This is a genomic window from Hydrogenophaga sp. PBL-H3, from assembly GCF_010104355.1.
In the GTDB taxonomy this organism is placed as follows: Bacteria; Pseudomonadota; Gammaproteobacteria; order Burkholderiales; family Burkholderiaceae_C; genus Hydrogenophaga.
Genome location: NZ_CP044973.1, coordinates 1 through 19,931 on the forward strand (window position 1 = coordinate 1; position 19,931 = coordinate 19,931).

General features: G+C 59.2%; 20 protein-coding genes. 17 read left to right on the forward strand and 3 right to left on the reverse strand.

Annotated elements, in window-relative coordinates; genetic code table 11:
* Nucleotides 1-693 (forward strand): nucleotide-binding protein, encoded by a 693-nt coding sequence (locus F9Z44_RS20560; protein ID WP_159608832.1) that lies wholly within the window; start codon nt 1-3, stop codon nt 691-693.
* Nucleotides 694-708: 15 nt separating this feature from the next.
* Nucleotides 709-1,731, forward strand: a complete 1,023-nt coding sequence (locus F9Z44_RS20565; RefSeq protein WP_159608833.1) for a ParB/RepB/Spo0J family partition protein — start codon at nt 709-711, stop codon at nt 1,729-1,731.
* A 174-nt stretch (nt 1,732-1,905) separates the two neighbouring features.
* Here the strand turns inward: F9Z44_RS20565 and F9Z44_RS20570 are convergent, their stop codons facing one another.
* A complete protein-coding gene (locus tag F9Z44_RS20570; RefSeq protein WP_159608834.1) occupies nt 1,906-2,127 on the reverse strand; it encodes a hypothetical protein in 222 nt (73 codons plus the stop codon).
* Nucleotides 2,128-3,378: 1,251 nt separating this feature from the next.
* On the opposite strand from F9Z44_RS20570, the gene trfA reads away from it, so the two are divergent.
* A complete protein-coding gene (trfA, locus tag F9Z44_RS20575; protein ID WP_159608835.1) occupies nt 3,379-4,425 on the forward strand; it encodes a plasmid replication initiator TrfA in 1,047 nt (348 codons plus the stop codon).
* A gap of 471 nt (nt 4,426-4,896) precedes the next feature.
* Complete coding sequence (locus tag F9Z44_RS20580) at nt 4,897-5,526, forward strand: DUF429 domain-containing protein (RefSeq protein WP_159608836.1); 630 nt, start codon at nt 4,897-4,899, stop codon at nt 5,524-5,526.
* 48 nt (nt 5,527-5,574) lie between these two features.
* Here F9Z44_RS20580 and F9Z44_RS20585 read toward each other — a convergent pair whose 3' ends face one another.
* Together F9Z44_RS20585 and F9Z44_RS20590 are read right to left on the reverse strand one after the other, a co-directional pair.
* A complete protein-coding gene (locus tag F9Z44_RS20585; RefSeq protein ID WP_159608837.1) occupies nt 5,575-6,087 on the reverse strand; it encodes a hypothetical protein in 513 nt (170 codons plus the stop codon).
* Between the two features lie 7 nt (nt 6,088-6,094).
* Entirely contained in the window at nt 6,095-7,018 is a 924-nt protein-coding gene (locus tag F9Z44_RS20590; RefSeq protein ID WP_159608838.1) for a PD-(D/E)XK nuclease-like domain-containing protein, read from the reverse strand.
* A 214-nt stretch (nt 7,019-7,232) separates the two neighbouring features.
* On the opposite strand from F9Z44_RS20590, the gene F9Z44_RS20595 reads away from it, so the two are divergent.
* The 13 genes from F9Z44_RS20595 to F9Z44_RS20655 all read left to right on the forward strand — a co-directional run bounded on the left by F9Z44_RS20595 (nt 7,233) and on the right by F9Z44_RS20655 (nt 19,775).
* A complete protein-coding gene (locus F9Z44_RS20595) occupies nt 7,233-8,177 on the forward strand; it encodes a hypothetical protein (protein ID WP_159608839.1) in 945 nt (314 codons plus the stop codon).
* A 62-nt stretch (nt 8,178-8,239) separates the two neighbouring features.
* Nucleotides 8,240-9,316: a recombination directionality factor gene (locus F9Z44_RS20600; RefSeq protein ID WP_159608840.1), complete on the forward strand. Its 1,077-nt coding sequence runs from the start codon at nt 8,240-8,242 to the stop codon at nt 9,314-9,316.
* Nucleotides 9,313-10,365, forward strand: coding sequence for a hypothetical protein (locus F9Z44_RS20605; RefSeq protein ID WP_159608841.1), 1,053 nt, complete (start codon nt 9,313-9,315; stop codon nt 10,363-10,365). Before F9Z44_RS20600 ends, F9Z44_RS20605 begins: the two co-directional genes overlap by 4 nt.
* Nucleotides 10,358-10,756 carry a bactofilin family protein gene (locus F9Z44_RS20610; RefSeq protein ID WP_236574429.1) on the forward strand — a complete coding sequence of 133 codons (399 nt, stop codon included), beginning with the start codon at nt 10,358-10,360 and terminating at the stop codon, nt 10,754-10,756. The genes F9Z44_RS20605 and F9Z44_RS20610 overlap by 8 nt, the downstream gene beginning before the upstream one ends.
* An 8-nt stretch (nt 10,757-10,764) precedes the next feature.
* Nucleotides 10,765-11,589, forward strand: a complete 825-nt coding sequence (locus tag F9Z44_RS20615) for a hypothetical protein (protein ID WP_159608843.1) — start codon at nt 10,765-10,767, stop codon at nt 11,587-11,589.
* Nucleotides 11,586-12,866 (forward strand): conjugal transfer protein TraB, encoded by a 1,281-nt coding sequence (locus F9Z44_RS20620; RefSeq protein WP_159608844.1) that lies wholly within the window; start codon nt 11,586-11,588, stop codon nt 12,864-12,866. Before F9Z44_RS20615 ends, F9Z44_RS20620 begins: the two co-directional genes overlap by 4 nt.
* Before the next feature lie 198 nt (nt 12,867-13,064).
* Nucleotides 13,065-14,822, forward strand: coding sequence for a PRTRC system ParB family protein (locus tag F9Z44_RS20625; protein WP_159608845.1), 1,758 nt, complete (start codon nt 13,065-13,067; stop codon nt 14,820-14,822).
* A gap of 227 nt (nt 14,823-15,049) precedes the next feature.
* Complete coding sequence (locus F9Z44_RS20630; protein ID WP_159608846.1) at nt 15,050-15,613, forward strand: PRTRC system protein E; 564 nt, start codon at nt 15,050-15,052, stop codon at nt 15,611-15,613.
* Nucleotides 15,614-15,627: 14 nt separating this feature from the next.
* Nucleotides 15,628-16,038, forward strand: a complete 411-nt coding sequence (locus F9Z44_RS20635; RefSeq protein ID WP_236574430.1) for a PRTRC system protein C — start codon at nt 15,628-15,630, stop codon at nt 16,036-16,038.
* A 381-nt stretch (nt 16,039-16,419) separates the two neighbouring features.
* Nucleotides 16,420-17,520 carry a PRTRC system protein F gene (locus tag F9Z44_RS20640; protein WP_159608848.1) on the forward strand — a complete coding sequence of 367 codons (1,101 nt, stop codon included), beginning with the start codon at nt 16,420-16,422 and terminating at the stop codon, nt 17,518-17,520.
* Nucleotides 17,521-17,524: 4 nt separating this feature from the next.
* Nucleotides 17,525-18,283 (forward strand): PRTRC system protein B, encoded by a 759-nt coding sequence (locus F9Z44_RS20645; protein ID WP_159608849.1) that lies wholly within the window; start codon nt 17,525-17,527, stop codon nt 18,281-18,283.
* The gene (locus F9Z44_RS20650; protein ID WP_159608850.1) at nt 18,283-18,909 is read left to right on the forward strand and encodes a PRTRC system protein A; all 627 of its coding nucleotides are present in this window, start codon (nt 18,283-18,285) and stop codon (nt 18,907-18,909) included. The genes F9Z44_RS20645 and F9Z44_RS20650 overlap by 1 nt, the downstream gene beginning before the upstream one ends.
* Nucleotides 18,906-19,775 carry a PRTRC system ThiF family protein gene (locus F9Z44_RS20655; RefSeq protein WP_268894231.1) on the forward strand — a complete coding sequence of 290 codons (870 nt, stop codon included), beginning with the start codon at nt 18,906-18,908 and terminating at the stop codon, nt 19,773-19,775. Before F9Z44_RS20650 ends, F9Z44_RS20655 begins: the two co-directional genes overlap by 4 nt.
* Nucleotides 19,776-19,931 lie beyond the last annotated feature (156 nt).

Genomic DNA, 19,931 nt, shown 5'->3' on the forward strand with positions numbered 1-19,931 from the left:
ATGATCATCATCATCGGCGCTGAAAAAGGCGGCGTTGGCAAGAGCCAAATCGCGTTCAACCTAGCTGCCTACATCGCCACGCATCAGACCGTCCCCGAAGGGAAAAAGAAGAGGGCGGCTCGTGTCATGCTGGTGGACACCGATACCCAGCGAACGTCATCCAAATGGGGCGCGCTGCGTGGGACCGACGGACCACTTCCGTTTCGCGTCATGGAGAAGACCTCCAATCCAGCGCCAGAGATCGTCGCCATTGCTCAGGATTACGACGCAATCGTGGTGGATGTGGGCGCGCGCGACTACGCTGGCCTCGCAGAGCTCGCGCGCATCGCTGACCTGTGGATTGCGCCAACCAGGGTGGGGCAGGGCGACCTGATGTCTTCGTTGGAAATGGCCACAGCCCTGAACACGGCCCACAGCAAACACAAAAACGGCCACATTCCCTTGTGCTTCTTGATCAACGCTGTGCCAGGCGCTTGGAACTCAACCGAGGGACAAGACGCCATTGAAGTGCTCCAGGCCGCTCTGCCGACCGGGAAGGTGCTCCAGAACTCGATCCGGGATCGGCGAGTCTGGCGCGATGCACACAAGCTCGGCCGCCACATTTTCGAGATGCCGCCAGCGGCGAGGGATAAGGCAGAGCAGGAGTTCCTTGCCGTCATCCAGGAGGCGTTCACGGCCTACCCGCAAACCTGATCGGAGTCGCACACCATGTCCAAGAAAATCAAACCCAACCTCAGCCTGGGCATCCGGCCCAACTCCGACGGCAACGCAATGCTCGACGCACTTGGCGCCGGTGCCAAGCCCACTGCCGTGCTGCTCGACACAGCGCCCGGCGCGAGCCCGATCACCGGCGAGGGACACCAGGCTGTCGCCTTCAACGTCAAGACTATGACGGTCAGTGACCTCAGGATCGGCTCTACCTACGAGCTGCCGCTGGCACTCCTGTCCCGCAGCGACAACAACGCCAGGGTCTACTACAACCCTGAAGAGATCGACGAAACGGCCGAGAGCATTGCACGCAACGGCCAAGAGGTGCCGGCGCTGGGCTACGTCAAGGGCGATACCGTGGTGATCGTGGACGGGCAAAAGCGTTTCAATGCCTGTGCTGACCGCAAGATCCCCACGCTGCGGGTAGTCATTCGAGAGGCTCCTGCCAGCGGGGCAGAAGAGTACGAGGCATCGCGTCGAATCAACATCGAGCGGAGCGCGCAAACCCCGTTCGATGACGCGGTGCGCTGGTCGGAGATGCTCACCAGGGGCGACTACAAGACGCAGGACGAGCTCGCCCAGCGTCTCGCTCTAACCCCGTCAACCGTGTCCAAAACGCTCGGACTCAACCGCATCCCGGTGCCATTGCGCAGGCTGATGATTGAACACCCTCAGACGGCCACCCTCGCAGTCGCCTACGAGATCAGCAACATCTTCGGCAAGGCCAGTGAGACGAACATGGATGAGCTGGAGGCCATCGCTGAGGACGTGGCCAACACAGTCATCAAGAAGGGCCTGGGCCGTGAGCAAACGATCGAGCTGGTGCGCTCCAAGATTGACGGACCGAAGACCCGTGTGAGGGGCGACAGCGTCCCGGTGAAGTACGGCCAACACAAGGGCGCCATCAAGATCGTTCCGTCCCGCGGCGAGTTCAGCATGAGCTTTCGTGGCCTGAGCGAGGAGGAGATTGAAGAACTCAAGCGCCGCGTTGAGTCCATCTTGGCTGGGCAGCAGGTTCTTTGACGCGGCACTGTGCCCACGTGCGGCCTGGCCCCTGATCGGCCAGGCCGCCGTTGTTTGGGGGTCGCAGACCGGTGCCAACTATTAGCGCTGCTGCACGCTTTGGTCGGGCGGTCACGAAGCTATGGGTGGTTTTGGGGTCGTATCCCCCATTGACGCGCTGTTTTCAACCAACTATTAGCTCTGGCGCACGATGCCAGAATCCAAAACCGTGATGTTGTTGAAATTAGCGACATTCAGCGATAGTAACCACTTACACCAACCGCCAGCACGCCTGTTTCGACCCTTTTTCGCGCTGCATATGCCGTGCTGCAGCGCTAGTAGTTCGGCATTCATGTCGCGATACCAGCCGTGCTGCAGCGCTAGTAGTTGTAGCCTTTGCCACAGTGCGGTTTTCATAGGGGAAAGGACGAACAAACCCCCTGGATCCCACACCCGTGCACCAGCGCTAATAGTTTCAGTTCGACGGCAACCGGTCGACCGGCCCAGCGCAACTGGCAACTGATAAATTGTTCGTGCTGTTCCGCTAGTAGTGCCTGCAGTCGAAGATCGCGCGCCACACCCTGCTCGATGATTCTTCCAGTGAGCTGCCCGGCCAACAACTCATTCGGGCCAATCCCAGCCTGCGACGTGCTGTTCCGCTAGTAGTGCAGCGACTGAGCGAGCAGTGATCGTGCTGCTGCGCTAGTAGTTCGCCGGTTGCGGCCAGCTAACTGCATGACACCGCCCAGACCTTCGGCTGAGCGCAATCCGCTATCGTGCTGTTCCGCTAGTACCCTTGACCATCTGTAGATCGCTCCCGTCGACCGGCTTCGCGCCATGGGTCGTGCCGTTCCGCTAGTAGTGGGCGGGGAAACAATCACCACTGGGCGATGGACGCCGCAGGGAACGTGCGCGGCGCGAGTGGTAATCGTGCTGCTCCGCTAGTACCTGCGTAGACCAGGAGGTCCCAACAGGCTCCCATGGAAAAGGGAAGACCGATCGTGCTGCTCCGCTAATAGTTGGTCACCGCTGCTCAGGGCATTCCTGAAGCCGACGTACAGACTGGAGCGTGCGTGCTGCTCCGCTAGTAGTTCATGAGCAGAGAGCAAAAGAGCGGTGCCAGGCTGTGCCGTGCGTGGGTGGCCGGTGCTGTCATATCGCTATCAACACCGCCAAATCGTGCTGTTGCGCTAATAGTCTGTGCGCACAAGCGGTGCAAACTGGGCTGGCCGCACAGAGTCCAGAAGGACGATGAGGCATGCTGCCAACAGGCGATCTGCAAAACGTGCTGCTCCGCTAATAGCTGAACGGCACGTTCACCACTGTGGATAAGTATCTGTGAAGCCATAGCGCAGTGCCACATCGCTAGTAGCGTGGTGCCATACCGCTAATAGCGGAGTGCTGTTGCGCTAGTAGCGAAGCAGCACACGAATCGACCTGCAGCCCGCATAAACACTGGTGTTGCGAGACCCTAAGTGTTTTGGAAGTCCTTATTAAATCTGTCTTTAGTCGGCGGCACCTGTGGAGAACACCACCATGTGAGCTAGCGCAGCGTTCTTTTTTTGAATGAAAAAGAAGCCGGGGATTTATCGTGCTGCTCCGCTAGTACCGTGCGTTGACCAACGCGATCTGACTCCGGTCTAATTGGAAAACTCTTCTGGAGCCTGCATGTCTGCAAAGCCAATTCCCAAAATCAACAACCTCGACTTTGAGCAACTGTCCCAGCTGGTGCCGAAGATCGGGCAGTCCGTGAAGAAGGTTGATCTGGCTGGCGACGTTGTTGAACCTACTGAAACAAAGGCGCGGGTCAAACGGAGCAGGAGCTACGAAGAATCGCTTGAAGCTGTACGGGCCCGTTCGGCGGCGCTGCTCGAGAAGAAGCAGATCGATTTCGAAGCACGGGTGATGCAGGAGAGCTTCCCCTGGTGGGATGACGAACACCGAGGCGTCCCAAACCCGTTCATCCGTAGTGGCTTGTTCAGTGTCAGGACCACGACCAAGCGAGAGTACCTGCCCAACCTGCATGTCAGCAGTTTGAGCAACTACGAAATCAACTACACCGGGCAAGAGCTCCAGCAGGATGACCTGAGTGTCTGGCTCAGCTTGATCAATCTTGCACGCGACAACAAGATGTCAGACAAGGTCCGCTTCACGGGCTACCAGTTGGTTACCGACTTGGGCTGGCGAATGCACTCAGAGTCGTACACACGCGCAAAGGAGTCGATCGCTCGCTTGAAGGTTACAGGTATCAACATCACCTCAAAGGACAGCTCAGAGGGGTACAGTGGGTCGCTGATTCGAGAGTACGCATGGGCAGATGCCGACGACAACGGCAAGACCAAATGGATGGTGCGTTTTGAGCCTCGGGTGTCAGTTCTGTTCATGGACGACACGACCACCATGCTGGAATGGGAGACTCGCAAGCGCATCGGACCAAGAGCCGCTGTTGCAATGTGGCTCCATGCCTTCTACTCCAGCCACCGTGAACCCATTCCATTGGCAGTGAGCAAGCTGCATGAACTGTCCCAATCAGGGGCCCCACTCAGCACATTCCGCCGCAACCTCAAAACGGCGCTGGACAAGTTGGTGGATGTTGGTTTCCTCGAAGACTTCAAGATCGTGAACGACACGGTCTATTTGAAGAAGGCCGCCAGGATTAAAGCGGTGACCAGCTCGGCACCGCGCACTGTCAAACGGTTGACCACCAAGCGCTGACGTTGGGCGTCACGTCCGCCCGTATGGCGTGTCCATGCGAGGCCACCTTGCTTCCTGGAAAAAGTCACTTTTTGCTGCGACCGACAAAGCGTCGTTTCAGCACTTTGTTGCCTGCTGTTTCCACGGTCTTGTGAGGTTCGAGTTGTCTTGCCCTGCGTTCAACATGATCTAAACCGACAAGGAGTTGACTTGGACACAAAGCCCTCCAGCGAATGCAAATACGACGATGACGGGAATTATTTCTGTTCTGCATGCGACGCGCCACTCTACGAAGAGCACCTTCAAGATCACACGCGGCCTCGCGGTATGCCCACTTGCTTGCAGTCCTGTACATGCGCTGAATGCGGCCACGTATGTTGCTGCACACGAGATGCGCCCAAGCCAAGACTCGAACCTATTGTCGAGGTCAAGAGCAAGCCGCCGCGCATGGGCTAGAACCGCGTTCTCTGTGACAGATCAGAAGCGGGATTTGTGCATTTCAATCATTCGAAGGCCGCCGTGCTGGTAGTTGGACTTGATCCTGGGGGTAACAACGCTTTTGGCTGGGTAATTGCCGCTGGCACATTTGCAGCACCTCGGTTCTTGTCCGGGGGTGTTTGCAGCAGCGCCCAGGCCGCCATCACGGAGGTCCAGAACAACCTCACTTGTGAAATGGCAGCTGTGGGAATCGATGCGCCACTCTTTTGGTCTTCCTCGGGCGACCGCCGCGCCGACGTTCACGTCAGAAGGCTGGTCTGCGCAGCTGGAGGCCAAGCAGGAACTGTCGGCCATGTGAACTCACTTCAAGGCGCGTGCTTGGTTCAGGGTGCGATAGCTGCACGGCTTGTGAATGAAAAATGGCCGGCTGCAGCAATCACTGAGGCACATCCCAAGGCCCTGTTGAGGGTCTGCTCCGATGTCCACGAATTCGCTGCCATTCAAGACCTGCAAGGCGAGGGACATCACATTCGCGATGCTGGACTTGGTGCGATCTCCGCGCTGGCCATGATTGAGAAACGTGCGTCCTGGCAGGATCTCGCAGCGACGGAACCTGAGCCGCTGTATCCCCTGGGGGTTCAGGTCGCCTACTGGTTTCCGCGACGGGCGGACCCTTCGCGCTGAGTACTCTCCACCTGTCAGCGGAATTGCAGCGGAGTGACGCCCACACGCTCACTTGCATGCAGAAAAGTTGCACAGATCCAGGTACCTGCTGAACTGGCCTGCAACGAGCCCTTCATGCACGCACCGCAACCCACCGACCGTGCCGGCCAGCTGCTCGTAGTGACCTGAGCTGACAGTCAGTCCAAACTGGGACCAAAACATTCGTCTAGCATGCTCCAGCCGCGTTTTCTGGTCCGTTGGATCGGAGGGGTTGGAGAGGATGCCCGAAACAGGGGCGTCTGGCTCGTAGGTTTTTTGCAGCACTTGCACTGCCAAGTTAACGGCGAAAGTGCCAAAGCCTCGGCGGTGCAATTTGCTGCCGTATCCGTTGCCAGTCAGGTCACCGAAGCGGGCGGACTGGTGCTGAAGAGGTACCCACAGGCGCATGCAGGGGGTTGCATCTTTACTCTTCCACCAAACATCCACGTCCAATTTGTAGCCTGGTTGGAAGTCTAGGCGCACGCGAACTTGATCATTTGTGCCACCTTCCCAGGAGTAGCAACCGGCATTCATGGGGAACATGACCATTTCAGACCGTTGCGCCCTGCATCCAGGCACGGCTGGGCGTGTACTGGTGCCAGTGATCCAGTTCAATCTCGCCTTCGCTACTCAGGTCCGGCCAATGGTCCGTCAGGGTGCACGCCTTGTAGATGGACAGGCACTCCTGAAACTTCTTCGCGCCATTGGTGAGGAATGACTCGCTAGCCGTCAGGCGATGGATGGAATGGGGCGCGCTCGTCTCTGCCGCCAGAAACACGAAGGGCTTGGGTGTGGCGCTTCCCTCGTAGAGCGAACGGCCCATCGAATACATGAACGCCTGAAGGTCGTAGTCCATGTCAACCGCGTCACGCCCGAACTTGGCGACTGTTCCGTGCCGTGTTGACTTGAGATCCAGAGTCATGTCGGGATGGTAGATGTCGGGCCGGATGCGCAGCTTCAAGCCAGTCGTGGGCTCAGTGAAGTAGATGCTGACCTCGGTAAGTGCCTCTTCCAAGAACAGACCGATCTTGCGACCCTTGAAAGTCGTCTCCTGCACCTTGGCGGTCAACGCGCGCGCCTCGGAGAACGTGGGCTCATCAACGACCAGCTTGAGCACATTGGCTTCGAGGAAGCTCTTGTAAGCACGGTCACGGCCGTTGCCAATACCAGGGTACACCGCGACTTCCTGACCGGCGAGGTGGGGCTGCAGAAGCAGCAGGTGCAGCAATGACCCAAAGTCCTTGGCGCTACTGGATGTGTACTGTTGAACGAGCGCGGTCTTGAAATGGGCTGGCGAAATCAGGAGAGGCTTTAGCAACGAACAGCTGAGTGATTCGCGGCCCGCGTGATACACGTGCGCCGGCAAGTCCTTGTACAGGAAGGAGCCGGGGGAGAACCCAACGGTGGCTTGCTCTTCCTGAGTGGCAACAGCGGCCATGCTCAGGGCGTCTGCGAAGTCAGTGAAAGTGTCCATGTGTCTGCGTGCTCTCTGGTGTTCTGCGCCTGCGCGTGTGCGGGCTTCGATCTATGAAAACACGCCGCGCTCTGTTGTCAAGGCCGTGTTGTGCAAAAACGCACAAAAGATATCGAACTGGTTCGCGTCAACGACTGGTTTTCCAGTGACTGGGGACCTTGAAGGTCGAAATCGACGTGATACCTTAATCAGGCAAGCCATCCAACAACAACCCATGACACAGACCAACATTCAGCACGCACCCGGCATGAACACTCTTCGTCCCCTTGACGCCAACCTCTGGCAGTCGCAACTGGATGAAGCGATCCGTAGTAGCAACGACGCGCAGATGTGGGACCTGGTGCGCCAACAGGGCGACCAGGAAGAGGCGCACGAGATCGTCGCTACCCGTCTTTCGCGACTGGCATTCCGTATCGACAACAAGTCGCGATATTCCGAACTGTTCCTCATGCCTCTCATCGACCATGCAGGTTGCGTGGTGGACAACGCCGATGCGTGGAAAAGGGCCAGTCACCCCATCGGCGAAGCTCTTGACCAGTGGCTTCCGGCCAAGTCCTCCAAGATCATCTTCAATGGCGTTCGCCCATTCGATTGGGTTGGTACGTGGCAGTCGAAGATCATTCGAAGTCATCTCCACCGTGCGGTGCCAGGATACGAACAAGTGCGGTTGACCACTGTCGCCGAGAAAATCCTGCTACCTGAAAACGCCCCGCGCCTGGGGTTCGTCAGCATGGTCCTGACGAGTCAACTCGGTTGGCTCTCTATGGGGCAGGCCACAACATTGCGAGATAAGCGACTTCGCGATGTTGTACGTTTCTCGCTTCAAGGTGAGGATGACACGCCGCCTTGCACCGTGCTCGCTCCTGATCGCGTTCAGTTCGCTGTCACGGATGGTGTTTGCGTTTGGCTCAACGAGCTTCACCAGGTGGTCCCCATCACCGGCTGGATGGTCGGCCTGGTACCGACGACCCCCGATGTCGTGAAGATTACGCTGAGCTTGGCAGACGAAAACGTGGGCCTGACCCAGTTCACTGTGCGCAGGCATCAGATTGGGTTACGCGGCTTGGACGACATCCTTTGCGTGCTCAATGACATTGCTCCATGTATGGAGCAACTGAAGGATGGCGCAACGCCTAAAAAGCCCTCGAAGCGCCCTTGACATACGAGCGCCGCGTGTTTTGATGTTTTGAAGCACCCCATCACTCACGTAGCCAACACACCATGAATCTCAATCGCATCTCCATCGCACCCTTTGTTCAGGGCGTCATTCGCGTCGACGTGGATGGCGAAGCTGACACGCTCAAGACCAGCCCGAACATGGTCATCTGCGCTCGCACGCATCTGCCTGTCGAGGCTGGCGCCCCCAAACTCGCGCCGCATCCCATTCAGGCGAAGGTGTTGGAGTCGGTGGTGGCCAACAAGGAGGCGGGCAAAGTCGTGGAAGTGCCTATCACCATGTTCTTCAACAAAGCAGAGAACGGCATTGGCATCCAGTACAAAGCCTATGACCGCGAGAAGGGGACCCCCTTGTGCGCAGGCGACGGCAAAACTGCGCATCGCTTGGCCACGGCGCCAGACCAGACCCAGACGCTCATCGAGGTGGCTTGTCCAGGCGCAGAAACCTGTGCCTTCGCCAACAGCGAAGCCGCGGCCTGCCGCCGTCAGGTGAAGATGGTCGTCCAGATCGTTGGGCAGGATGACCCGTTGAGTGTGTTCGAGGTCCGCTCGGGCTCATTGAACAACTACCGCACGCTTGCAGCGCAACTCAAGATCGTGGAACGCCGCTATGGTGGTCTGCGCCATGTGCCTTTGAAGCTCACGATGTGGCAGGCCAGCAATCAAGCCAGCAACTATGAGGCGTTTGATCTCATGCGATTGAGCATCGGCGCACCAACCGAAGCGCAGGCGATGGAACAAGCAAAAAAGGCTCGCGAACAGGTGGCGGCTGACGGCCTGGTCGACGACATGGACGATTTGTTCATCACTGGCGATGAGCGCCCCACCTTCGCCGAACTCATGGCTGATGACTTTCAGATGGTGCGCGACTTCTACGAAGAGTCGCCGGTTCGCCCGAACGCCGTCAAGCACAGCGGTCGCTCACCAGTGCGTGCGGCCGCAATCATGGATGGAGGCGTGAGCATGGCCAGCAGCATGATCGCGGACGCACTTCGAAACGCAAACAATGCCAGCGCTGCAGAACACGCCGCAAGCGTGCCTCCGGTCGCCAGCCAGGTGGCGGTGCCTGTCGCTTCAGAAGAGCCTGTTCTGGATGCAATCGGAGAGGGGACGTTCCTGTGAGCCAAGCTGACATCACTCGCCTGGTGGTGGGCGAGCCCATCACCATCGCCCTCGGGCAACCAGTAGGGCAGGCCCTCGCCGGCGCACGCGACCTTGGTTCCGGCGATCTGTCCAAAACACTGCGCTGGAGCGACGGAAAGTGGATGGGACAAGAGAGCCTGCTGGACAAGTTCACCCGAGCAAAGCGCTCAGACAAGTTGGTGATCAAGCCTCTGGGGGCCGCATCCGAGTCGAGCGCGTTGATCGTGGTACCGCCCAAGGTTGCGGCCATCGGCGCAGCTATCCTGGTGGCAAGCGCCGCTTTGGTAGTGGCTACCTTCGCCGGCATCGGCCCGTTCGTCGCGACCGCTCCTGAGCCAGTGGTTGAGGCGGAACAGCCTCTGCCCTTCGCCCCGCCTTCTGAGCCTTCCCCGGTACGCAGCATCAACGAACCGTTCGGCACCACGGCTGCAGGCCAGACCGGTCTCAGCATCATCCAGCAGGTCGACGGCGCGGGGCCTGGACCGAGCGTTGCGCCGCTTCCATTCGACGGCCCCAGCCCGACCATGCCGCTGGTGGCCAGCGTTCCAGATGCGCCTCCAATGAGGCTTGCACCGACAAAGGTTGCACCCTCACCACCTGATCGGTCTGCGAGTGCGAGAGAGCCGGACAAGGACAAGGCCGGCAAAGAAGACGAGCCCAAGCGCAACCGCGCCGTGATCCTTGATGAAGGCCCGGACCTCAACCAGAAGCCAGCCAGCAAACCCACAACGGCGGCAAAACCCGAAGCCACAGCTGCAGCGACAGTGGCCAAGCCAGCAACATCTCCCGCGGTCCCACAAGTTGCTGCGACAGCGCCGGCTGTGCCCGCACCTCCTGCACTCAAGCCCTCAGCTGGTTTGGTCGCCATCACCCCAGATGGGAAGGCGGCGCTGTTTACCAACCCGTCAACGCGGCTGCCTCAGCAATTCAAGGTGGGCGACAAGTTGCCCTCGGGTGAAACCATCAAATCGATCGATGCCTCGAACGGCAAGGTCACAACCGCAACGAAGGAGTACGGTCTTGACTGATCGCATCAACAAAGAAGAAATCGTGATTGACCCGGTGGCGATGAAGATCGTCAACCGGATCGCTCCTGGCTCAAAGTTCAGCGGCACACTGGAGTGCTCTGGAGGGCTGTTTGTCGAAGGTGAGTTCAGCGGCACGGCCATCGTCACAGGTGGCCCACTGGTGCTGATGCAAACCGGTGTGATGCGTGGCTCCATCAACTGTGATCAGAACGCGTTCCTCTTCGGTGAGATTGGCGCGTTGGAGAACGGTGATCTGAGCGAGCTGGAATGTCACGGCGCAGCCTTCATGACTGAAACGCTTCGTGCCAAGGCCAACATCACTGCAGGTTCCTTCAAGTCATACGATGGTTTTGAGGTCGAGGGCCGAATCAAGACCATCAAGCGCAGCTGAGCGCTAGCGTGGCCATGCAGCAGATATCCGCTCGATGGGTGCGACAAGTCCTCGCTGACCGGGGCATCACTGCGCCAGGTCTCCACCAACTGGAGTGGTATATCGCCGATCTGGATGGCAATGGAGTGGAGGCACTCCAGAAGCTCCTGCGCAGCATCCAGATCGGGGTGGAAAGCACGCTCGACCTGCAGGCCTTTCTGGAGCGGGTACATGCCATCGTTGTGCCTGAACAGGCCGGCAAAGGTGCAGAGACGCCATCCGCTGCTGCGCCCCTTCCTTTTGCTCGCGATCGCGCGAAGCCAGCGAAAACCGCTCAGTCCGCCTCTCGCCCACCCGTTGAGCGTCTTTGGGTGCGTGATCACGGTGTGCACATCTATGGCGGTAAGGCGGCCATGAAAGTTGAGTTGGACACGCTGCGCTCCGACGTAGAGGAAGCGGTTCGCTACACGGTGCAGGTTGAGATGGCCGGCGCCACCGCGCCTCGCACTTACGACTGGACGAAGAAGATTGCTTTTCAGTTCACTCGAAGGGAGTTGCCGCTGCTGGCTGTCCGGTTGCTGGGGTACTCCGCTGGTCCGCTGCGCCTCACGAACCATGGCCCGGACCATGACAAGCAGATCGAGATTCGCGACCAAGGGGACTCAATGTTTGTGGTCATGAAGCAGGGCGCGCGAACACTCGCTCTTCCCGTGGAGCCAGCCGATGTTTACCAGTGGCTTGCCATCGCCCTGGTGGCGCTCCAGAAAAACCACCCCGAGCTTGACGGCACGCTGTTGCTGGAGATGGTCAAGCGCACTGGCCAGATAGTGGCCACACCGAGGAACGAAGCATGAGCACATACAGCATTGGTTCGCGGACGCTGTTTATCGACGCGCAGCACAGCCAGGGAGCCGTGGCGATATCGATGGCACTTCTGGCCTTCCTGCTGGGTGTTGGCCTGGGCTGGGCAGGATGGGGTGAGGGCAGGGCGCCGGCATTGGCCGCAATGCTGCCACTGGTGGTGGCGCTATCCCGCACACGCGCGCAGGCATTCATGGTTGCCGCGGGCTACTCTGTGGGAGTTTTGCGTGAGGTACCGGCCTTCATCTCCAGCTGGTTCGATGGCGACCTGCGTATTGGTGCCGGTGCACTGTTGGCCTACGCGTTGATTGGGGGGGTGACCTGGTGCCTTGGCTTTAGCCGATCCCCCAAACCATGGCGCGGTGCACTGGCCGTCTGCATTGGGTGGACAGTCGCATTGCTGCCCCCCGTTACCATCGGCATTGCCGGGCATCCAGTCATCGCATGGGGCACACTGGCTCCGGGCTGGGGGTGGGTAGGCGTTGCCTTGAGCGTGGCTGTGCCGGCCGCTCTGGTCTACCTTCTGCGTGCTTATCGAACGGCGGCCAGGTATCAAGCCGCTTTGCTGGTTGCCCTAGCAGCGCTCCTTGCAACAGTCGGGCTCTTGCGCGATGAGTCCCACTCAAGCTACGCAGGTTCTGCGGTGGGTGTCACCACGCAATGGGGAAAGACCAGCGGCAAGATCGATGATGTCCTCGACCGGGTCAGCAGCATGGGCGCCATGGCCAAGACGCTGGCTGCAGAATCCCGAGTCACCACGGTGCTCTGGCCTGAGTCCATTGTTGGCGAATACAACCCAGCCCTGTACCCGGTGCTGAACATCGAACTGCTCAAGCCCGCGCGCGCGTCTGGGCAGACGCATATCGTTGGCATGGACCTGCCCTTGAAGGACAAGCGCTTCGAAAACGCAGCGGTGGCTTTCTACCCGGACGGCCGCAGTTCTCGCGTGGTAGCCCGTCAGCCCGCGCCAGTGTCGCTCTGGCGCCCATGGGACCCGGTTGGTTCCTTCACAGCAGACTGGCAGGGCGTCAACGTTCTGGCGCTGGGCGGTGGGCTTCGAGGTGCGGTGATCTTCTGCTACGAGGAATACCTGCCTGCGCTCTACTTGATCAACGAGGCTCGCGACGATTTCGAGGTCTACGTCGCAATGACGAATACCTGGGCTGCAGAAAGCGAACTTGCCTCGCTTATCCAGACGAAACACTCGCTGGGCATGGCAAGGCTGTTCGGTCGCCCGTACCTCAAGGCAGAGAATCGACCAGCCCTGTAGCTTCGGAGTGGTGCTTGACTGGATCGCCCCCGAACTGGCCGATCTGAATTGCCGGTCTGGGGGATTCGACCTAGAATCCGACCAGCTTCTCACCCTGTGAGGACTGCGCGTCTTGTGCGCGCCATCACCTGTCAAACCCTTCGGGATTCCAACGAGTCCCTTAGCGGTCCGTGGAATCCCATTTTTTTTGGAAATTCCATGGAAAACACCCAACCTCAAGCGAAGCTCAGCGAACTCATCCTTGCATCGCAAGTGAAAGAGGGCTTCAACTATCGTCGCCGCTACAACGCGGAGAAGATGATCAGTCTGCGTGCCAGCATCAAAGCCAATGGCCTGATGGCTCCGATCACTGTTCGTGCGCTCGAGGGCGGCGGTTACCAGCTCATCGCTGGCGGCCGTCGCTATCGTGCATTCGTCGAAGAGTTCGGTGCAGATGCGCAGATCCCTGCCAACGTGAGCATCATGACCGACGCGGAAGCGACGGCTGCGATGTTGACCGAGAACAAGGAACGCGAAGATCCCTCGATCATCGAAGACGCCGAAGGTGCTGCCCGCATGCTGGGGCTGTGCAACGGAGACCGCGAGGAAGCAGCGCGCCGCCTGGGTTGGACTCGCAGCCTTCTTGACCGCCGACTGGCTGTCATGAACGCGATTCAGCCCGTGCGCGACGCCTACATCGACGACAAGATCAATGTGGGCCACGTCGAGATCCTCGCGGCATTGCGCCGTGAGGTCCAGGAGAAGGTCATCCAGGCCCTCCTGAAGTCGCCAACGAAGATCACAGTGGAGCAGCTCAAGGCCATGGCCGAGCAGTCCCTGCAGAATCTGGAAGCGGCCATTTTCGATCGTGCCGAATGCGGTTCGTGCCAGTACAACACCGGCAACCAGCAGGCGTTGTTCGAAGCTTCGTTCAGCGGCACCCGCTGCACGAACAAGGAGTGCTTCGGCACCAAAACCGAGGGTGAGCTCGAAGCTCGCTCGAAGGCTCTGTCCGAGACCTACCAGGTCGTGCGAATCGTGCGACCAGGCGACAACTCCACGGTACTGCCGCTGCGAGTCGATGGTGCGCGCGGTGTTGGTGCTGAACAGGCGCTGGCCTGCCGCACTTGTGCTGACTTCGGTGCGTGCGTGAGCGCTGTGCCGGACAAGCTGGGCAATGCGTACAAGGACGTGTGCTTCAACAAGTCATGCAACGACGACAAGGTGGCAATCAACGCTGCAGCCTTGAAGGCCGAGCAGGATGCCCAAACCGCAGCCGCGGCACCAGACAAAGCCGGTGTCGAGGCTGGAACGACCACGAAAGCGGGCGAGGGTGCGAAAGCGCCTGCAGCTGCAGCTGGTGGTGCCAAGGTCAAACAGAATGCTTCGGCACCTGTGAAGCCAACGGCAAGTTCCGAGCAGCGCAGCGTCGTCAAGGAGTACCGCGAGAAGATCTGGCGCGATATTTTCCTCCGTGCGGCCACCAAGCTGGACGTGATGAAAAGCCGCTCGTTGCTGGTGGCAGAACTTCTGCATCGCCCGAGCGACATGGACGCCAGCGGCGCTCGCGAAGCCATCTCCAAGGCCCTGGGTCTGGAAACGCTTGCGGGCACCTCCACTCACGACCTGCTGACAACCATCCTCGCGTTGGACCAGCAAGGCCTGGGAACTGCCCTGCAGCACCTCGCCGCAAACGTGAGTCGCAACGCTGCGATCAACGACGTTGTTGGTTACATGACCGCTCTCGACATCAACATCGAGAAGTTCTGGAAAGTCAACGAAACATTGCTCGATGTCTTGACCAAAACCGAGATCGACGCCGTGTGCGTTGAACTGGGGTTGGACAAGTCGATGGGCAAGACCTACGCGAGCCTGAAGAACGGCTCGAAGAAGGACTTCGTAGCGGCCGTTCTGACCGTGAAAGACTTTCAGTACATCGGCGCCGTCCCGGCTTTGATGCGCTGGAAGAAGAAGTAAAGGGGATGGAGGCTTCGGCCTTCTTTCCGGCCCTGGCGGCATCTCAGCGCGTTATTCGCTGGTGGTGCCGAGCTTCAAACGAACAAAACCAGACTGCCGAAAGGTGGTCGTGATTCACGAGAGATCGTGATCCTGCAGACCTGAGACATTTCGTCTCGACATCAACCTCCCACGGGAATCACCTTCCCGTGGGGGAGGTGGTTTCTGTGCATTCCTTAGAGAATCACATGAAATTCATCGAACAATTCGCATCTCTGATCGCCGCCGGCGTTGCCGTTCAACTGAAGCTTTCCGCTCATGGTGAGAACGAAATCCAGCTGGACATCATTCCGGTTGCGAAGACCAACAAGGCAGGCATCCTGCTCACGCCCAAAGCCCTCATCGGCACTGCGCAAGAGCTCGACGACAACCTGCCGGCGTTCCTGGCCACCTACATCACCACTCAGTCCAGCATCAACACGCTGATCGAAGAGTCGGAGCGTGAACTGGCCACGGCCCAGGCTGCTGCGAAAGCAGCGACTGAAGCTGCCAAGAGCACGTCAAACAAGTCGGCCTCCACGCCGGCGCGCAAGGTTGCGCCCTCGGGCAAGCCTGGTGCACCAGCAAAGGTCCGTGACATGAGCGCGGGCATGCTGGATGAAGACGATACGGACGAAGGCACTGGCAGTGACGGAGAAGGCTCCGCAAGCTCCGAGGCCTCTGGCGGCGGCGAGGCGGAAGAACTTGCTGAAGCGGGTGCAACTGGGAGCGCTACGGCGAACACCGGTGGCCTGGACGCTTCGCTGTTCTGAAGGGAAGCATGACCATGAAAACGATCACGCTTACCCGCAAGTTCACCTACAACTCGCTGACCTTGCCCGACCCCAACGTGGGTATGTCAACGGATGCTGTGAAAGAGTTCTACGCTCTGCAGTATCCGGAACTCAACAACGCATTGATTGAAGGCCCTGTCACAGCCAATGGTGTGATGACCTATCAGTTCTTGCGTGCAGCAGGCGCGAAGGGCCGTGCCCCTGTGGCGGTCAAGACGGAAGGCAGCGATGCCCGCGCGGTCTTGAACCTCGCCATGGGTGGTGATGGTGCTTCGAGCACGATGCCCACGGACGAAGAACTGGCCGACCAGGCTCGTTTCAGTCGTGCCCTGGGTGCTGTGGTCCGCTCCAAAGGCGGTCGTGCAGTGAGCTTGCCATCCGCATCCTTCGGGATCTGGGGCTGAGCGAAAAGCAACTTTTAAGTCGCCTCGGGGGATCGTCCCTCGGGGCGATTTCCTTTTGGTGCTTGCCGTGGTTGACCCTGCGCCCGGTGCGGCCCAGACACATGAACTCCACTTCGGACCCCCGCCGCGTTTCGCGCTGCGGGGGTTTCGTCGTTGGGGGCTACATGCCGCGATGGCCTTGCTTCGGTAGCCACGACATGGCACGCGCACGCAACGGCGCACAAGCGGCCTGTTTGCTTTGACGCATTGGATGGCACCGGGCAAAATAGCCGGGACTTCGCCCTTGCGCGACTTCGTGCTGCGTTTAACCGCAGTGCCTCAATCAACCCATCGGGAACCCGCTTCCCGTAGGGATCGTGGGTTCTCACATTCGGAGAATCCATGGAAACAGCAGAAATCAGGCCTGCGCGCTCTCAAGCACGCAGCCTTCCTTCCCTGCCCGAGATCTCATCCGAGGTCCCGGCCTCGCTTCAACGGGCCAACACCCGCTCTCAGATCCTTGCGCGCCTCGTCCTGGCAGCAGAAGCCCACGGGCTGAAGTTGCCTGGCGGCCCGTTTGCGCAAGTGAACGACGTGCTGACCCAGCAATGGGCCCAGTACTGCGATGCAGTCTCTCCTGAACTGGGAAGGCTGTTGCTGGGTGAGCCAGAAATCCTCGTCAGTGATGATTTGCTGGATGTCGTGATCAACGCGCGTCCTGACATCAACACGTTCTTCATGAAGGCCGTGGTTGAGACGCTTGAAAAGGTGGCTGCAGGGTTGGGTTGGTTTGTCGTGTCTGTGCTGCAAAGCGCACGCGGCTCCGGCTTCGCCTTCTATGACCTGACGGTCGTGAGCTACCACCTCGAGTCCCGCTTCTGGGATCTGGATGAGTTCACCGATGAATGCTATGCGAGCCACCTCCTCATGGAGGAGGGCGATCGCGAGTACGGTGACGATTCCAAACCGACAGAAGACGATATGGCCAGGCTGCGTGAGCAGTACCAGTTCTGGCCCTCGCAGATCTTGGAAGCAGCCGGTGGTCATGACGTCTTGCTCGGCGGCGTTGTCGCTGCCAAAGACAGCAAGAAGCCGCGCGTGGCGCCTATGAAGCCCAGCGCGGTTCACAAGTGGATCAAGGCGAACTCAGACCATGCCCAGCTGGAGTGTGTGAAGGCGGCGCTTGCGCTGCAAAAGCACCTGTCGAAGAAAGAGGCCACGGCGCTCATCTTCGATTCCGGCCCGGATGACACCCAAGCCGTCGGCGGCATGTGTTTTCTTGCATGGGAAGACCCTCAAATGGTCTGGGAGTCAGCCAACCACGCAGAGGAGTACGCCTACAACGGCGGCGACGTCATGGAAGCAGTGGCGCGCAAAACACTTCAACTTGACAAAGAACTCACCGACGGCGACCTGTCGCAGCTGGTGGTCGAACTCAAGGCATACATCAACGGATGGCATCTGTTCGAGAGACTGATGTCGCACTTCCCTCAACAGGAATGACAACATGGACTTCAAAGTCAACAGCGTTGGCGCCGACTACAAGTTGGCGCACGCACTTCTGGTGTACCAAAGCTCACAGGACGGACGCGCGTACGTGACAAAGCATCCCGTTGCGTTGTCTGAAGGGCGTCCAGTGGTCCGACCAGGTCGTCCTCTAACGGAGGGCGACTTCAAGGATCTCGTGGAAGGCCTCAAGCCAAAAGATCGCCCAGCGATTCAATGGCAAGACCCCCGCGTCCTCGCAAAGGGCATGGGTCGCATGATCTGGTGGACGGCGCCTACAAAACGGGCAATGTTCTTCAAGGAAAGCACCTTCGCCTCTGGCACCTTCGAAGGCAATGCGGTCTGTCCCAATCCTGGGCTGATCTTCATGTCCACCGATACAGAGTTGTACGTCTTCGCCTTCCGGGGCGACGGCGCACCAACACAAGAAACGCACCTCTGCCAAGCGCCTTTTTTCAATGTGTGGTCGCAGGGAAAAGTCTGTGTCGGCAACGCCCGCGTCCCAAACGACGATCAAAAGGGTGACCCAAGCTCGTGGGAGCGGTTCTTCTTTGGATCACTGTTCACACACCCCAACTTCACCGAGAAGGACCGGCTGACCAAAGGCGTTTCGCCGGTCAAGTTCTGGCAGAGCCAGGTGAAAAAGCCCACCAACGCCTTCCCCGAGAAGGTGCTGGTGGATATCAACATCAAGGTCGCTGATCTGCTCAAGCTCGATTTCTTCGAGCGAAAGCATGTTCGCGCTCAAGGAGAGTTCTGATGAACGATTTCGATAAAGCCATTGCGGAAGCGTTTCCGCTGGTGGCGGCCCCCAAAAAGGAGCCGTTGGATGCACGTGTTGGAAGCGGCATCCGCTACGTCGTCGGCTCCAACGGGCTTGCGCGCGAAGTGATGCTGCCGTTCATGCGTGTGGTGCACATGGTGTCCGGTTTCGGTCCAAAGGTGAACCTGCCCTACGGGGCAGTGGAGCCGGTGGCTGAGATGTGGTTCGAGGGTATCCCCCGCGAGCTCATCCGTGAGTTCAAACAAGCCGCCATCGATGCGCTGCCCAACGAGGTTGCCGGTGCGTTCATCTGGGATGAGTGCAGCAACGACTTCCGTTTTGCCAAACGAGAGACGCTTGTCGCCAATGGCGGCTACGTCTCGTACCGTGAAGTGAAGCTGGAACAAGGTGAGCACCTGGTGGTGGACGTGCACAGTCACGCATCGCATCCAGCGTTCTTTTCGTCTACGGATGACAAGGATGACAACGGGTCCATGAAGTTCAGCCTCGTGCTGGGCAACGTGGATACACCCAGCGTGAGTTCTGCTTTTCGCCTGAACCTTGCCGGGTACACATTCCCGGCGAGCATCGATGCAGATGGAAACGTGGAGGTGAAGCTGTGAACCAAGAAACGATCCACCTGCTCGACGGCAAGTTGATGACCCGTGCCATTCAAGTGCTCCTCGTGGGCGCCGGCGGCACTGGTAGTCGAATGCTGGAGAAGCTGGTTGCGTTGCACCGCGCTCTGCGAGCCAAGGGGCACCCCTTTGGCCTGCAGGTGCTGGTCATCGATCCTGACACGGTGTCACCCGCCAACATCGGCCGCCAAGCCTTCTACCCCGGAGACTGCGGCAGTTACAAGTGCGACGTGCTCGTGAACCGAGCCAACATGGCGCTGGAAGATGTGCAGTGGGATAGCGAGCCAGCCAAGCTGGACACGCGTTCTGCGCTGGACAAATTTGACCTGGTGATCGGAGCGGTGGACAACCGCGCTGCCCGCCTGGCCATCCTGCGTGGTTTGGAGAACACGGTCAGCGGAACGCGGTATTGGCTTGACACTGGGAACAGATCGCACGACGGCCAAGTGGTGATCGGTCAAGTGACCTCGCGCAAGCGGGCGACCGATGACCTGAACCGCCTGCCGCACATCGCAGAGTTCTACCCCGAGCTCATCGACCCATCGGCTGAGGACAAGGACAACACACCCTCGTGTTCCCTTGCCGAAGCCTTGGAGAAGCAGAGCCTGTTCATCAACACCACCGTGTCCGACTTCGCAGCCAACCTGCTGTGGATGCTGTTCACGGAGGGGCGGTTGGACACTCAAGGGGCGTTCATCAACCTCAAACGGATGATGGTCACGCCTTTGCGAGTCGACCGTGACGTGTGGGCGCGATTTGACATCGTTCGCGATGGCAAGCGTCACAAGGTGGTGAGGCCCTCGTTGAAGGCCAAACGACTGAAGAAGCAAGAGGCAGCGGAAGTTGCTTGATCTGCAACCCCCGTCTTGGGGCAACATGGAAGGCCCGGGCATTTTGCTCGGGCTTTTTTTTATGGGCAACCTCCGCTGTTGCCTTCGATCTATCCGTTGTGCCGGGCATCCGCTGGCATTTGCAAAAGCGCGATCTGTAACAAATACTTTCATGCG